17 protein-coding genes are annotated in these 15,551 nt (G+C 44.9%); 3 read left to right on the top strand and 14 right to left on the bottom strand.

Translation table 11 applies throughout. The annotated features are described in order from the left end of the window. Positions 1 to 41: 41 nt before the first annotated feature. The 3 genes from potC to potA are packed head-to-tail and all read right to left on the bottom strand — an operon-like array spanning position 42 to position 2,786. Positions 42 to 812, bottom strand: coding sequence for a spermidine/putrescine ABC transporter permease PotC (gene potC, locus F0265_RS15250; protein WP_006962284.1), 771 nt, complete (start codon positions 810 to 812; stop codon positions 42 to 44). Then, positions 812 to 1,672 (bottom strand): spermidine/putrescine ABC transporter permease PotB, encoded by an 861-nt coding sequence (potB, locus tag F0265_RS15245; RefSeq protein WP_006962283.1) that lies wholly within the window; start codon positions 1,670 to 1,672, stop codon positions 812 to 814. Before potB ends, potC begins: the two co-directional genes overlap by 1 nt. After that, positions 1,653 to 2,786: a spermidine/putrescine ABC transporter ATP-binding protein PotA gene (potA, locus tag F0265_RS15240; RefSeq protein WP_171749743.1), complete on the bottom strand. Its 1,134-nt coding sequence runs from the start codon at positions 2,784 to 2,786 to the stop codon at positions 1,653 to 1,655. The genes potB and potA overlap by 20 nt, the downstream gene beginning before the upstream one ends. Before the next feature lie 366 nt (positions 2,787 to 3,152). Here potA and F0265_RS15235 point away from each other — a divergent pair, with 366 nt between their 5' ends. The 3 genes from F0265_RS15235 to F0265_RS15225 are packed head-to-tail and all read left to right on the top strand — an operon-like array spanning position 3,153 to position 5,463. After that, positions 3,153 to 3,956: a hypothetical protein gene (locus F0265_RS15235; protein ID WP_171749532.1), complete on the top strand. Its 804-nt coding sequence runs from the start codon at positions 3,153 to 3,155 to the stop codon at positions 3,954 to 3,956. Next, on the top strand, positions 3,949 to 4,791 hold the full coding sequence (locus F0265_RS15230) for a glucosaminidase domain-containing protein (RefSeq protein WP_171749742.1): 843 nt from the start codon (positions 3,949 to 3,951) through the stop codon (positions 4,789 to 4,791). Before F0265_RS15235 ends, F0265_RS15230 begins: the two co-directional genes overlap by 8 nt. Positions 4,792 to 4,803: 12 nt before the next feature. Continuing rightward, positions 4,804 to 5,463 (top strand): DUF2987 domain-containing protein, encoded by a 660-nt coding sequence (locus F0265_RS15225; RefSeq protein WP_171749531.1) that lies wholly within the window; start codon positions 4,804 to 4,806, stop codon positions 5,461 to 5,463. 61 nt (positions 5,464 to 5,524) lie between these two features. On the opposite strand, the gene ttcA is transcribed toward F0265_RS15225, so the two are convergent. From ttcA to ccoN, 11 genes are all read right to left on the bottom strand, one after another. Then, positions 5,525 to 6,457, bottom strand: coding sequence for a tRNA 2-thiocytidine(32) synthetase TtcA (gene ttcA, locus F0265_RS15220; RefSeq protein WP_006962272.1), 933 nt, complete (start codon positions 6,455 to 6,457; stop codon positions 5,525 to 5,527). A gap of 137 nt (positions 6,458 to 6,594) precedes the next feature. Next, complete coding sequence (uspE, locus tag F0265_RS15215; RefSeq protein WP_006962270.1) at positions 6,595 to 7,542, bottom strand: universal stress protein UspE; 948 nt, start codon at positions 7,540 to 7,542, stop codon at positions 6,595 to 6,597. Positions 7,543 to 7,671: 129 nt separating this feature from the next. Beyond that, a complete protein-coding gene (locus F0265_RS15210) occupies positions 7,672 to 8,421 on the bottom strand; it encodes an FNR family transcription factor (protein ID WP_006962268.1) in 750 nt (249 codons plus the stop codon). A gap of 91 nt (positions 8,422 to 8,512) precedes the next feature. After that, positions 8,513 to 9,184 (bottom strand): sulfite exporter TauE/SafE family protein, encoded by a 672-nt coding sequence (locus tag F0265_RS15205; protein WP_065740080.1) that lies wholly within the window; start codon positions 9,182 to 9,184, stop codon positions 8,513 to 8,515. Continuing rightward, the gene (gene ccoS / locus F0265_RS15200) at positions 9,181 to 9,345 is read right to left on the bottom strand and encodes a cbb3-type cytochrome oxidase assembly protein CcoS (protein WP_006962265.1); all 165 of its coding nucleotides are present in this window, start codon (positions 9,343 to 9,345) and stop codon (positions 9,181 to 9,183) included. The genes F0265_RS15205 and ccoS overlap by 4 nt, the downstream gene beginning before the upstream one ends. A 1-nt stretch (position 9,346) precedes the next feature. Further along, a complete protein-coding gene (locus tag F0265_RS15195; protein ID WP_171749530.1) occupies positions 9,347 to 11,719 on the bottom strand; it encodes a heavy metal translocating P-type ATPase in 2,373 nt (790 codons plus the stop codon). Positions 11,720 to 11,728: 9 nt separating this feature from the next. Beyond that, positions 11,729 to 12,208 (bottom strand): FixH family protein, encoded by a 480-nt coding sequence (locus tag F0265_RS15190; protein WP_171749529.1) that lies wholly within the window; start codon positions 12,206 to 12,208, stop codon positions 11,729 to 11,731. A gap of 90 nt (positions 12,209 to 12,298) precedes the next feature. Then, on the bottom strand, positions 12,299 to 13,279 hold the full coding sequence (ccoP, locus tag F0265_RS15185) for a cytochrome-c oxidase, cbb3-type subunit III (protein WP_006962261.1): 981 nt from the start codon (positions 13,277 to 13,279) through the stop codon (positions 12,299 to 12,301). Continuing rightward, positions 13,276 to 13,452 (bottom strand): CcoQ/FixQ family Cbb3-type cytochrome c oxidase assembly chaperone, encoded by a 177-nt coding sequence (locus tag F0265_RS15180; RefSeq protein ID WP_019275490.1) that lies wholly within the window; start codon positions 13,450 to 13,452, stop codon positions 13,276 to 13,278. The genes ccoP and F0265_RS15180 overlap by 4 nt, the downstream gene beginning before the upstream one ends. A 15-nt stretch (positions 13,453 to 13,467) precedes the next feature. Next, positions 13,468 to 14,088, bottom strand: a complete 621-nt coding sequence (gene ccoO, locus F0265_RS15175) for a cytochrome-c oxidase, cbb3-type subunit II (RefSeq protein ID WP_006962259.1) — start codon at positions 14,086 to 14,088, stop codon at positions 13,468 to 13,470. A 13-nt stretch (positions 14,089 to 14,101) separates the two neighbouring features. Further along, positions 14,102 to 15,529 carry a cytochrome-c oxidase, cbb3-type subunit I gene (ccoN, locus tag F0265_RS15170; protein ID WP_006962258.1) on the bottom strand — a complete coding sequence of 476 codons (1,428 nt, stop codon included), beginning with the start codon at positions 15,527 to 15,529 and terminating at the stop codon, positions 14,102 to 14,104. Positions 15,530 to 15,551: the final 22 nt, after the last annotated feature.

The raw sequence follows: 15,551 nt of genomic DNA, 5'->3' as shown, positions 1-15,551 counted from the left end.
ATGACATCAAGCCATTCTGTTTCATGAAAGAAGATTCAAATCTATTTAACTTTTTCTCTCGCCAGAAGCTGAGAAATCACGACTAAGATGAGTGACACAATCAGCATGACGGTTGCCAGCGCATTCACTTCTGGAGAGATTCCCACTTTAACCATTGAGTAGATCTTGAGTGGCAATATCTCATAAGTTGGCCCGGTCACGAACGAGCTGATGATGACATCGTCCAGAGAAAGCGTAAAACTCAGCAGCCAGCCTGCTGCCACGGCAGGTTTCGCCAGCGGCAGAATGATTTGTTTGAGAATGACCCATTCGCTAGCACCAAGGTCTTTGGCTGCTTCAAGCATCTTCACATCAAAGCCATTTAAGCGGCTGTAAACCGTAACCACAACAAAAGGTAAACAGAAGGTGATATGCGCAATCAATAACGTGAAAAAGCCCAGTTGTGCACCTAATACCAAGAACAGCGCAAGCAGAGAGATCGCCATAACAATGTCTGGTGACATCATAACAACGAATAACATGCCATTGACTGCACCTTTTCCTTTAAACGTATAGCGGAATAGGGCAACGGCCGTTAGGCTGCCGATCACAGTCGCTGCTGTCGCTGAAAAAATAGCGACATTCAATGAGTGCCAAGCTGCTTGCATCAAGCTGTCATTGTTAACTAAGGTTTCGTACCACTTAGTGGTAAAGCCTCCCCATTTCATGCCGAATTTATTGGCATTAAACGAGTTAACGATCAATACGATGATTGGCAGGTACAAGAACGCATACACCAACGCCATAAAGCTAAATCTAACTGTACGTCCCATCAGTCTAGCTCCACCTTCTTGTTCAATAACTTACCTGCTCGATAGTAGGCATAGAGCATGATCGCCATCGCAATAGTGAGCGCGATACTCGTCGCGGCACCAAACGGCCAGTCTCGGGCATTGAGAACCTGACTTTTAATCACGTTACCAATAAGCAGGTTTTTCGCCCCGCCGAGTAGATCAGCAATGTAGAACATGCCTAAAGCAGGAAGAAGTACTAATAAACATCCGCCGATGATACCTGGCATGGTAAGCGGCAGAATGACTTTAGTGATCGTCTGAAACTTGTTTGCTCCAAGGTCTTTCGCCGCTTCAATGTAAGTGTTATCGAGCTTTTCGATGGCAGAGTAGAGCGGCAAAATCATAAATGGCAGTAAGATATAGACTAGGCCGATCATCACCGCCGTCTCTGTGTACATCAGACGAATAGGCTTATCGATGATTTCCATTGCCATGAGTGACTTATTCAAGACACCTTGGGTCCCAAGCACAATCTTAAGACCATACGTTCGGATCAGTGAGTTGGTCCAAAAAGGCACTATGACCAAAAACAGCATGATAGGTCGCCATTTCTCAGGCATTTTCGCAACGATGTAAGCAAAAGGATAACCAATCACCAAACACAATAGAGTTGCAATGATTGCCATATAGAAAGAATGCCAAAGCACTTTCGCATAGAGCGGATCCATCAGGCGAATGTAGTTGTCGAACGTGAAAGTGAGTTCAATTAGATTCGCTTCATCACGAGTCAGAAAACTGGTACCAATAATCATTAGGTTGGGCACAAGCACAAACAGCGCTAGCCAACCGACGACCAGTGTGATGATGGCGTTCTGCAGATTAAGCTTCTTGCTTATCATTGAGAACGACCTCCCAGCTTTCAACCCAAGTAATCGCCACTTTTTGGCCCAATGAATGGTCCACATCAGGATCATCTTCGTTAAAGAACTCGCTGACCATAACGCGCATGCCTGATTCCAGTTCAATGACAGAATCCAGCGTCATACCTTTGTAAGTGCGTTCAGTGACGTGGCCAACAATCCCTTTTTGCTCGGACTCTTTGATTTCTTCTAGGCGAAGATCTTCTGGGCGAAGCAGAACTTGTAGTTTGTCACCGGTTAGTGCTTCTTTATCGTAGTAAACAATCGACTCCACACCTTCGATTTCAGCGCGAATTCGTTTGTCATCCATGCGTTCAATCATGGTTGCATCGAATACGTTAATTTCACCAATGAAGCGGGCAACGAACAAGTTCTTAGGCTCTTCGTAAATCTCACGTGGAGAGCCATCTTGTTCTATAACGCCATCACGCATAACAATAATGCGGTCTGACATGGATAAAGCTTCTTCCTGATCGTGTGTCACGAAGATAAAGGTGATGCCAAGCTGGCGCTGAAGCTGTTTAAGCTCGATTTGCATCTGTTTACGGAGTTTGTAATCTAGTGCAGAGAGAGATTCATCAAGCAGTAGCACCTTAGGTTTATTGACGACAGCGCGCGCAATGGCGATACGTTGCTGCTGACCACCTGAAAGCTGGTGTGGTTTGCGCTGAGCCATTTTCTCAAGGCGCACCATTTTCAACGCTTCCATCACACGCGGTTCGATGTCAGCTGCTGGCACTTTTTGCATACGCAAGCCAAATGCAACGTTTTCAAACACTGTCATATGCGGGAACAGGGCGTAACTTTGAAATACAGTGTTGACGTGCCTTTGTTCAGCAGGGACTTGAGTAACATCCTGGTTATCAAGAATGATGTCGCCATTATCAGCGGCCTCAAAACCAGCAATCATCCTCAATACCGTAGTTTTACCACAACCGGATGGGCCTAAAATCGTTAGGAATTCGCCGTGGTTCACATCGAGGTTAAGATTTCCGATAATTTCTTTACCATCGAAACTTTTGCTGATGCCAGTTAAACGGATAACTGGTTGTCCTGCTTCTTGTTTAGCGTTCAACGTCTGTTTTTCTCCCACATCGGTCAACAGAAAATGACCCGTAGTTACACAAATTAGAGGCGCGCATCATAATCACCAAAAGTGTGAAATCAAAGCATTTTCTTACCTTGAAACACAAAAAATTTTGCAGGTAAAAGTAAACATTCCTTACCATACTGTTTTTAGACAAATTTAATGCCTCAAACATAGAAAACCTAAGGCAAATTTTGGCTTTACTTGCGCATTTAATGGTCAATTATCAACCATGTAGGCAATAAAGCAAGCGGATGAGCGTGAATCGATTTTGGACTTGGAAAGGATTCAGTATAATGTCGGGATATCGCAACATAACTCTTAATCAACAAGTTAGCTTAGTGGAAGAATCATTAAGCACCGGATTCAATAATGAATAATGACATTGAAAAAGATTTCAATTTAGGTGGAAGTGTCGAACGTGCTCTTTCCGGTAACTACGAACTAAAAGCTGGGGAAGTTTTCAGAGAAGCGTGGGGTCATACGATCAAAAACTTCTTGTCGTTTTCTCCCGCTATTATCATTTTGCTTGTCGTTCAACTCGCGATTTTCTATGTGGCGTTAAAACTGCAACTCGGTGACCCTTCAATCATTCTTGATGCTGTGACAAACCCTGAAGGCTTTGATCCAAGAATCATCCAAGCAATATTTGTCGCAAACTTCAGCTATGAAGTAGTGAGCGCACCTATCTATGCAGGTATTAGCTTAATGGCAATGAGCCATGCCGCTGGCTTATCAACAAAGCCTCGCCATATTGGCAAAGGGCTTCAATATACGGTTCCTGTTATTTTGGCGACCTTGTTTAGCTTATTGCTTCAAGGAATTGCAGGCATGCTCCTGCCGTTTCTGTCTATGTATTTGTCTCTTGCATTCAGCAATTCCATCCTTCTCATTTGTGAGAAGCAGATCCCACCAATGCAATCTTTATTACTGTCTTTACGTGCGGTGAATAAAAAGATTTTTGTTTTGGCAGGGATCTATTCATTGGTTATGTTAATGTTCGTGGCAGGAGCCATGTTCTATGGTCTGGGGTTAATCTTTGTTTTACCGTTCTTCTTCCACGTGAAGGGCATCATCTATCGCAATATGTTCGGTATCAAACTCAAGGTTGTCGCAACGGACAGACCGAAAGATGAGGATGACAATGACGACGATTCACAAGTGTTCAATGCGTAAAAGTGAATTCATTGCTATCGCTGCAGCTGGCCTAATCGCCAGCTGTAGTTTTTATAGCTACGAGAAAAATGAAGCTCAGGAACGTGAGCGTAGAAAGCAGGCCCAGACGACAGAGCAATCTATATCGTTTGATGGTCATTCTGTAGGTCAAGCGCCTGACTTTTCAGCCATCACCAATGTGACGGAAAAGAAACAAACATTTTTTGACTATCTGCGCCCAGGTATTGCTCTGGAAAATCAACGAATTCTTAATGAGCGAAGTCGATTAGACAAAATACAAGCTAACTTCCAATCTGATCAGCTTTCCAATGATGACACGAGTTATGCAAAGCGATTAGGAAAGCTCTATAACGTCGAGCTGGATTCCAAAGGAATTAGCCAGCAATGGCTTGATCAAATGTTTCATCGTGTTGACGTTATTCCAGAAGCGTTAGTCCTAGTGCAGGGCGCGAATGAATCTGCTTGGGGGACGTCACGATTTGCCACCCAAGCCAACAATTATTTCGGCCAATGGTGTTATAGCTCGGGTTGTGGTCTCGTTCCGTTACAGCGGGGAGAGGGCATGACACATGAAGTCGCAAAATTCAGTTCTGTACAGCAGTCCATACAGGGCTACTTTATGAACGTTAACCGAAATCGTGCCTACGAAGAATTGCGTGAGATTCGCTACCAGCGCCATCTAAGAGGTGAAAGCCTGACGGATACCGATGCTGCTATTGCGTTGACCAATGGTCTGCTGAAATACTCTGAGCGAGGTGAGGCATACGTCAAGGACTTACAAGCAATGATCAGGCACAATCAGGCGTTCTGGGAAGACACCCTTACTAAAAAATAAGTATTACATTCAATGAAAAAATTATCGTTAGCCCTTTTAACTGCCGCGGTGACTTCTGCTGCGGCGTTACCTGTCTCTGCTCAAGAATACATGTTTACCTATTCAAAGCTCTTCACTCATATGAAGCAGAATGTGAAAGAAGGGCATGAAGATGTCAAAGTTGGTTTCTTCTTCCTTAATGCAGATACAAAGCAAAACTGTGTTATTGAGAAAGCGTGGATGGAAAAAGAAGAACACTATGAAGAGCTGAAATCTTCGCCATACCATGAATTGATTGTTCCACTGGACAACAACCTTAAATCAGCTAACCCACTTGTTTTTGTTCAAACGCCAATGGATCAGCGATGTGACTTCTCTATGGTTGTGATGACGAAAGAACCCTTTAACGGTGAGATCGCGTACGCTGATGTAGAAAAGCTGATGCCGCAAATGCAGGCCATGCTTGAAGATTTGGGTGGCATGTTTGCAAGCTGGTTTACTCCAGATGTAGAAGGGGTGACACTTGAGTTTGCTAATAAATTGAATTCAAAAGTAGAATTCTCTAACGGTTCGAGCAAAGACATCGTTGATGGAAAAGTGCAGGTCGCACTATCAGATATCGGTGAAGGCGGTACGATGACACTGCCTCAAGAAACAGCACGTGTTCTGCCTTACCTACCTAAAGCGGACTAATCCGCTGGGTGTTTATGCAAAAAGGGTCGCTGCTGCGACCCTTTTTTAATTCTAAATGCGTTTAGATGTTGGTGACATCAAGTTGTAAGCTAGGATCAAATTCCTGAACCATATCTTCGTCAACAATAGGCTGCTTTGGCATTTCTTCTTTGTCGAAACCGATATCGCCGCCGTTAATAACACCAGAGTCTTTGTCGATCGATTTAAAATCAAAAAGCTCATGGTCCGCTAAGTGACTTGGAACAACGTTTTGCATTGCACGGAACATACTTTCAATGCGGCCTGGGAAGCGTTTATCCCAGTCGTTTAGCATTTGTTTGATATTCTGACGCTGCAAGTTTGGCTGAGAGCCACAAAGGTTACATGGAATGATAGGGTAACCACGCATGTCGGAGAACTTAATGATGTCTTTTTCACGACAGTAGGCAAGTGGACGAATAACAACGTGTTCACCGTTATCAGAGACCAGTTTAGGTGGCATGCCTTTCATCTTTCCGCCGTGGAACATGTTTAGGAACAGTGTTTCCAAAATATCGTCACGGTGGTGACCTAGAGCAATCTTAGTGGCACCTAGTTCATTCGCGGTGCGGTATAGAATGCCGCGACGCAGGCGAGAACATAGAGAACAAGTCGTCTTACCTTCAGGGATCTTGTCCTGAACAATCGAGTAAGTATCTTCCTCTACAATTTTGTATTCAACACCTAAAGATTCTAGGTATTCAGGAAGAATATGGCCTGGAAACCCCGGCTGTTTTTGGTCTAGATTAACTGCAATTAGCGAGAAGTTAATCGGCGCGCTTTTTTGCAAACTCATCAGAATATCAAGCATAGTAAAGCTGTCTTTACCGCCAGACAGACACACCATGATGCGATCGCCTTCTTCAATCATGTTGAAGTCTTGAATCGCTTGGCCTGTATTACGACGAATACGCTTTTGTAACTTGTTGAAGTTGTATTGTTGAGCTTTTGTTAGCTCTTGAGTTTGCTCAGTCATTCGCTTGCAGTCTTAATCAATCATGAAACCAAAATGAAGTGCGTATAATACGGATAAATGAGTCAGATGCCAGTTCTAATAATAGAAGACAATAAAAAATCCCCCCAAGTTACCTTGAGGGGATTCGAAGTCCTAAGTTATACCGCTGTTTTAGGGTCTAATGGGCTGATATAGCCTTTAGGTTTCAGAGCCAGAACGTCACAGTTGATTTTATCAATGACGTGTTCTGCGGTATTACCGATAAACACAGCAGACAAGCCTGTTCGACCAGTTGTTCCGACGATAACCATTGCTGCATTAAGCTTTTCAGCGGATTCAGGAATGACGTCTTCAGGTAGTCCTTGCTCAACAATAGTTTGTTGCTCGTCGTAACCATGCTTTTGGCGCAGCGCTTTCATTGCGGTTAGGTGATGGCCGCGTACGGCATCGCTATAGGTTGTCGGATCGAACTCAGGCAGTTCAATTGTGATATTCGCAGGAGTCACAGGGTAGGCGTTAACCAGATAGGGTTGGGCACCTAGGCGTTCTGTGAGGCTCTTGAGCTGTTCGACCATGCTGTCGTTTAAGCCTAAGTGGGTGTCGTTTTCAGAGCCTACATGGACAGAGGCGAGAATACTGGCATCTTCAGGCCAATCTGCATTTTTCACCAATAACACCGGACAAGGGCATTTACGGAGTAAGTGCCAGTCAGTCGGCGTGAAAATCACTGACTCGAGAACATCGTGCTTACGCGTGCCCTTGATCACAATGTCATGGCTACCTGCGAATGTCTCAGCGACGATGGCTTCATACGGGCGATTGTGCCACACGACTTTTACTTCAAAATCAATGTCTTCGTTAATGTAGGGCTTAGCCACGTTTTGCATCCATTGCTCACGTTGGCCAATGACACCACGCCGCATTGCGTCACGCTCATCGATAGACAGCATTGAGGTCATGTCATAAGAAAAGTCGTAGATGGATAGGAAGAAAGTCACATGACTACGAGAACGACTTTTCGCAGCGAGCTGCATGGCACGGGCTAAAGCGGGTTGTTCATCTTTATTGATGTCAGCAACAACTAGTATTTTGTTATAGATACTCATAGTAACTCCTTAGGAGTGGGAGAGTTATATGATTAATGTAGCCTAGCTAGATGAAGATTTTTAGAAAAACAGTGAGGAAGGTGAAAAAAGTATGACGTAGCTCAGTTTTGAGCTACGTCATTGAAGTTATTACGATTCTGTTGAAACGCCAGCCAGTTCCATAAGGGTATCATGATCAAGAATCGTGATGTACTTGCCCTTAACACTGAGGATTTCTGATTTCTGGAAACGACCTAGCAAACGAGAAATGGTTTCAACCGTTAAACCTAAGTAGTTACCAATGTCACCACGCGTCATAGTTAAACGGAACTCACGAGGGCTGAAGCCGCGTTGAGAGAATCGAGTTGACAGGTTGTATAGGAATGCCGCCAAGCGCTCTTCTGCATTCTTCTTAGATAGCAGCAGGATCATTTCTTGGTCGCCTTTGATTTCGTTACTCATCAAACGCATTATTTGCTGACGAAGTTTAGGCATTTTACCTGAAAGGTCATCTAAGATTTCGTATGGGATTTCGCACACCATCGAAGTTTCAAGTGCTTGCGCAAAACTTGGGTGTAGGTCGCCAGTAATGGCATCAAAACCAACCAAATCACCAGCTAAGTGGAAAGCGGTAATTTGCTCGTCACCTTGTTCTGTGATGGTGTAGCTTTTGATTGTGCCAGAACGAATCGCGTATAAAGACTTAAGATCATCGCCCGCTTTAAAAAGCTCTTGTCCTTTTTGGATTGGCTTTTTGCGTTCAATAATCTGATCTAATTGGTCAAGTTCAGACTCATTCAGTGTAAATGGAATACACAGTTGGCTGATACTACAGTCTTGACAGTGAATAGCACATCCGCCGGATTGGATGCGTTTTGTTGCAGGCTTTTCAGAAATCATAACAACCTTTCACGATTTGATATACATCAATATTTTAGCACTCATTAATACTAAAGGGTAGCTAAAAAAACCGTAGAAAAACAGGGGTATATCATGTTAATGACAATATAGTTACCGCACCGTAAGCAGTGTAGATCCCGTAAGATAAGATCAATAACGCCCCAAAGTTACGAAATATCGTTGATTGTTGCAGCTTGTGTAAATATGTTGCGCCGAAGCCCATAAGCAGCATCGCAGGTAGAGTACCTGCACCAAACGCCAACATGATCAAAGCACCATTTAACGCACTTCCAGATACCGCAGACCAAGTTAACGTTGAGTACACTAACCCACACGGTAACCAGCCCCAGATAAAGCCAAAAGGAAGAGCATGGAGCGGGGATTTTAATGGCAGTAAGGATTTACCTGCTGGAGAGATGAACTTCCACAGTTTCTGACCAATCTTCTCAACATAAAGCAGCCCCTGCCACCATCGACCGATATAGAAAGCCAATAGAATCATGAACACAGCGGCACCTAGCCTTAACCATGTTAACGCATTATTCATTGTGCTGACTTCAGCGATAGAAGAGATAGCACCACCGACGATGGCACCAATGATGGCATAACTTATAAGTCTACCGAGGTTGTAGAAGACAGGAACCAACTTCGAGCTATTGGCTTGCCCCATGGTAAGCATGGAGGCAATGCCTCCACACATCCCCATACAGTGCCCCGCGCCGATAACGCCGATCAGCAAGGCACCTAACCAGTCTGGAGTCATTTAGTTTTGCTCTCGTTTTTCTCATCTTCATCGAACAAAATATTGTGACCCTGACGCTCTAAATCCTCAAACTGATCGCTTTTTACTGCCCAGAGGAAGATTGCAATGGCGACACAGACCAAAACGATAGCGATTGGGATAAGAATATAAAGGCTTTCCATCTTATTTACCTTGTTCTTTGAGCAAGCGTAGAGAGTTAGATACTACAATAATTGAGCTCGCAGACATACCAACAACCGCAAAATAAGGTGCAACAAATCCTGCGACGGCTAATGGCAAGATCAAAACGTTGTAGCCGAGAGACCAAGCGAGGTTTTCACGAATAACCTTACGTGTTTGCAGAGCGAGCTTACGAGCTTCAAGAATACGGTCTAATTGATCGCCAAGTAGAACCATATCAGCAGACGCTTTAGCCACATCAGCACCGCCACCCATCGCGACAGATAGATGTGCACCCGCGAGAGTAGGGGCGTCGTTGATTCCATCTCCAATCATCATGGTCACATCGCTGTCGTCGACGTTTTGCAGGTATTCCAGTTTGTCTTGAGGTTTGGCACCTGCAACCACTGTCTCAATACCGATCTCTTTGGCAACGACGTCTGCGTTAGATTGGGAGTCACCAGTGAGCAAAGTGACCTTGATACCCGCCTGCTTAAAGCGTTCAATGAATGTTTTAGATTCTGCTCGAATTGGGTCTTGGTAAGTGAAGGTAGCGACATGTTGGCCATCTAAGGACAGATACACGGAATTAGGTTCCGCTTGTGCTTGCTCACCCAAAATGAAGCTTGCACTGCCGATCTTAACGCTTTGGCCTTGGTAAGTACCTTGAATGCCAGAGCCAATAATGTTTTCTACATCATTTACCTGAACTTCCAAGCTTTGATATGACTTAAAAGCTCTCGCGATTGGGTGGTTTGCGTGGGATTCCAGTGAGGCTGCAATTGCTAAGGCTTCTTCTTTTGAGGTATCAGAGAAGGTATTTACTTCGCTGATCACGATGTCGCCATGCGTCAGCGTGCCAGTCTTATCAACGATAAGGTGGTTAATCTTACAGAGTGTTTCGAATACGTGCCCTTTACGGAGAAGAATGCCTAGGTTACCCATTCGAGAGGTAGCACAGGTTAATGCTGTTGGTGTTGCTAGAGATAACGCACAAGGGCAGGTAGCCACTAAGACTGAAAGCATGATCCAAAATGCGTCATCTGGCTTAGTCTGGTGCCAGAAAAACCACGTACCTGCTGCAATTACTAAAATAATCGCCACAAAGTAACGAGCGACAACATCTGCAATTTGAGCGATTTTCGGCTTCGACAACTGCGCTTCGTCTTGTAAGCGGACAATGTTGGAAATCATCGAGTCGGCTTTAGTTGAAGTCACTTCTAGCTCGAACGACTCTTCACCATTTAATGTGCCAGCATATACGTAGTCATCGACATTCTTGACTACCGGCACCGACTCGCCAGTTAACATGGACTCATCAATATGGACACGTCCTTTGATGATCTTCCCGTCTGCAGGAACATGCTCGCCCGGAAGAACGCGAATTTGGTCACCGAGTTTAAGCGTTTTAACTGGAACCTGATCGCCATCTAACTTAGTCGCAATGGCGGGGATGAGCTTGAGCAAGTTACCGCTGGCAGCGGCAGCTTTGCGTCGAGCACGCATCTCAAGAAAACGACCTACGAGGAGGAAGAACGCAAACATAGAGATGGATTCAAAGAAGACTTCACCCTGCTCGGTGACTGTTGCTACCAAACTGGCAAAGTAAGCAAAGATCATTGCCAATGAGACGGGAACATCCATGCCCAGCGTTCGGCTGCGAATACTACGCCATGCATTGAGGTAGAATGGAAGGGCAGAGTAAAGCATCACCGGCGTTGCGAAGATTAAACTCACCCAGCGAAAGTAGCTTTTAAACTCAGGCTCCAAGTCACCAAATACTTCAAGGTAAAGTGCGACAGCCAGCATCATGACTTGCATTGTTGCTAAGCCAGCAATACCTAGTCGATAAAGGTATTGCTTCATGGATTCATGATAAGCGGCTTCTTGTTTGTCTGCTTCAAACGGCGCAGCTTTGTAACCGAGCTGATGAATGCTAGAGAGCAGTTCGCTGAGTTTAGTTTGGGTTTTATCCCATGCCAGAATTGCACGGTTTGTCGTGGTATTGACTCGAATAGAGAGAACGCCAGTACGAGTTGAGACTTGCTTCTCTATCAACCACGCACACGCGGCACAAGAAACGCCTTCTAGTGACAAGGTCACTTCGGCTTTGTCTTCGGCGTTTCTAACAAACTCAGATTGGACTTCTTCGTTGTCATAATGAATCAGTGCCTGAAGTTGTTCAGGCACTAAATCCGCTTTTTCTGCAGGGGCTGTTCGATACTGGTAGTAGGAGACCAATCCACTATCGACGATAGTTTGAGCTACCGTTTCACAGCCAGGACAACACATATCGCGTATGTCACCCAAAATTTCGACTTTGAAATCCGTGTTGGCTGGTACATCTTCACCGCAGTGATAACAGGATTTACACATAGACGTTTCTTAATTGGTTAGTTGTACTGCTGACGATGCTGGGAACTCTACACGGCCTTGGATTAGCCATTTCTCGTCATGTGGGGTTAGCTCAATAAACCATGGACCTTGCAGTTCGTTATCAAGCTTAAGTCGGTACTGACCACTAGCGTCTGATGTCACAAGCTTTGTGAAATCATGGTCAGGAAGGGTTCGGTGAGCAAACATAGCGGTGATCGCAGGGTAGTGCTCTAACTGGCCTTTTTCAAATTGAATCACCACAGTGTCACCTTCGGAACGAACTGTAGCATCAAGGCCTAACTCTTTCGTCACTTTGACTCTAGTGATGTCGACGTTAATACCTTTACCTTTTTTATAATAATCCTCAGTCACTAAGTGAATTGAGTGGTTGGTAAGTATTGCGACTCGAACCAAAGTTAATATAGACACTCCAACCGTTAAGGAGAGTATAAACCAGGGCCAAAACTGCTTATACCAAGGCTTTTCCATACAAAAGTTCTCAATAAAAAATTAAATAAAAATTAGGGCTTTAACTGTAAAGGAAAGACGGCCCCTTCAAAAGGGGCCGTTATTGAAATGTTACTTATTATCCGAGTTGCTTAAGCTCCAGACATAAGCTGAAACAAGTTGGACTTTATCTTCGCCCAGAATGTCCTTCCATGCTGGCATTACACCAGAACGGCCATTCATTACAGTTTCAGTTACGTCAGCGCGTGAACCGCCGAATAACCAGTCCTGATCGGTCAGGTCTGGTGCACCAACAGCAGGGTTACCCTTACCATCAGTACCGTGACACGCAGCACACACAACGAAGCGAGCCTTACCAGCTTCGGCTTCACGTGCGTTAACAGAACGTCCAGAAAGGCTTAGCGTGTAGCTAACCACTTCTTTAACGCCTTGTTCGCCTAGCGCATCTTTCCATGCAGGCATCTGACCGATACGACCTTGCATTACAGTCGTTACGATTGCTTCAGGCTCACCGCCGTACAGCCATGCATCATCAGTTAGGTTAGGGAAACCTCTCTGACCACGAGCATCAGAGCCGTGACACTGAGAACAGTTCTGTAGGAACAAACGTTGACCTACTTTTACTGCTTCTTCATCAGCGGCAATTTCTGGAATAGGGCGTAGTTCAGAAGAACCATCAACATATGCTAGACGCTTGAAAGCTTCACCGAAGTAAGTTTCTGCATCGTCTAGCTCTTTCGCGTATTGCACAAGTTCTTTGTTCTCTTGAGCTCTAGCGATAGATGCTTTTGATTCCTCAAGCGTTGTTACCAGTTGGTCAGAACTCTGCCAACCAAGTACGCCTTTGAAACTACCCATACCTGGATAAAGTGTGAAGTAAACTGCTGCAAATACGAATGTACTCACAAACAGATACGTCCACCACTTTGGCAGTGGGTTGTTTAGCTCACGAATACCATCGTATTCGTGACCCATATCTGCACCTTCTTCAACGCCCATTTTATCTTTAAGGCACCAAAACAGTAGTGCAGCACAGCCGACCAGTGTACCGACTGTGATGATGATTATCCAAAGACTCCAAAATGTAGTCATTGCTTAGTCACTCCTTGTTCTTTTGAGGGCGTTTGCTCTTCATCGGCAAAAACAAGGTTCGCAGCTTCATCAAAGCGAGATTTACGGCTCTTGCCGTAGGCCCACCAAACTACACCTATAAAGCACACGAAAAGCACTATGGTCCAAATACCATGAATAGTACCGATATCCATAATTTCACCCCTTTATTACTTCATTGCGTGACCAAGAGACTGAAGGTAAGCGATGATGGCATCCATCTCAGTTTTACCTTCTACATCTTTAGACGCGTTTGCGATTTGCTCATCAGTGTATGGAACGCCAAACTGATCGCGGAAGATTGTTAACTTCTTCTCTGTGTTCTTACCATCAAGAACATTGTCAGCCAGCCATGGGAAACCAGGCATGTTTGACTCAGGAACAAGCTCACGCGGATCAATTAGGTGAACGCGGTGCCACTCATCAGAGTAACGACCACCAACGCGTGCTAGGTCTGGACCAGTACGCTTAGAACCCCATAGGAATGGGTGTTCCCAAACACTTTCACCAGCAACAGAGTAGTGACCGTAACGCTCAGTTTCAGAACGGAATGGACGAATCATCTGGCTATGACATACGTTACAACCTTCACGGATGTAAACATCACGACCTTCCAGCTCAAGAGCTGTATATGGGCGTAGGTTGTCAACAGGCTCAGTGGTTTGTTTTTGGAAAATAAGCGGGGTGATCTCTACAAGAGCACCCAAGCTAATTGCAAAAACAATAAGAATCGCTAGCAAACCGACATTGCGCTCAACAATTTCGTGGCGATTGTTAGAATTAGAACTCATTCTTTTAATCTCCTTATGCCGGCTGCGGGATAGCTTTTAGGCTATCTTTTGGCGCTGTTACAGTCTTGTACGTGTTGTATGCCATTAAGAACATACCAGTTAGGAAGATGAAACCACCTAGGAAACGTACGAAGTAGAACGGGTAAGAAGCCTGTACAGATTCAACGAAGCTGTAAGTCAACGTACCGTCAGAGTTAACTGCACGCCACATCAGACCTTGCATTACGCCAGAGATCCACATTGCAACGATGTATAGAACCGTACCGATTGTTGCCAACCAGAAGTGCGCGTTGATCATGCTCACAGAGTACATACGCTCTTGACCAAACAGGCGGGGAACTAGGTGGTATACAGAACCGATAGAAACCATTGCAACCCAACCAAGTGCACCAGAGTGTACGTGGCCGATAGTCCAGTCAGTATAGTGAGACAGTGCGTTAACTGTCTTAATTGACATCATTGGACCTTCAAACGTAGACATACCGTAGAACGATAGAGATACGATTAGGAAACGAAGAATTGGGTCATAACGAAGCTTATGCCAAGCACCAGATAGCGTCATGATACCGTTGATCATACCACCCCAAGAAGGAGCGAACAGTACCAAAGACATCACCATACCAATTGACTGCGTCCAATCTGGAAGAGCAGTGTAGTGCAGGTGGTGAGGGCCAGCCCAAATGTATAGAGATACAAGAGCCCAGAAGTGAACGATAGATAGACGGTAAGAATAAACAGGACGTTCAGCTTGCTTAGGAACAAAGTAGTACATCATACCTAGGAAACCCGCAGTGAGTAGGAAACCTACCGCGTTGTGTCCGTACCACCATTGAACCATCGCATCCACCGCACCTGAATAAATCGAGTACGATTTACCCATAGACACAGGGATAGCCATGCTGTTAACGATATGAAGAACCGCTACTGTGATGATGAAGGCTCCGAAGAACCAGTTCGCTACGTAGATGTGAGACGTATTACGCTTGATCAATGTCCCGAAGAACACGACAGCGTAAGAGACCCAAACCACCGCGATAGCGATGTCGATCGGCCATTCCAGTTCAGCGTACTCTTTGCCTGAGGTCATACCTAAAGGCAGAGTGATAGCTGCTGCTAAGATGATTGCTTGCCAACCCCAAAAGGTGAAGGCAACAAGAGGGCCACCAAATAAACGAGTTTGACAGGTACGCTGCACAACGTAGTAAGACGTTGCGAACAGAGCACTTGTACCAAACGCAAAAATAACCGCATTAGTATGCAGAGGACGTAAACGACTGTACGTCAACCACGGCGTATCAAAGTTTAGCTGTGGCCAAACTAATTGAGCGGCAATCAAAACACCAACGCCCATACCGACAATACCCCATAGAATGGTTACTAGGGTGAACTGACGGACGACCGTATAGTTGTAGTTTTGTTCAAGCTGCTTTTCTTGGCTCATTTGCATGCTTCCAATTTCTAAT

The organism is Vibrio sp. RE88 (assembly GCF_013113835.1).
GTDB lineage: Bacteria > Pseudomonadota > Gammaproteobacteria > Enterobacterales > Vibrionaceae > Vibrio.
The sequence above is the reverse complement of the archived record's forward strand: the minus strand, read 5'-3'. Positions and strand labels throughout refer to the sequence as shown.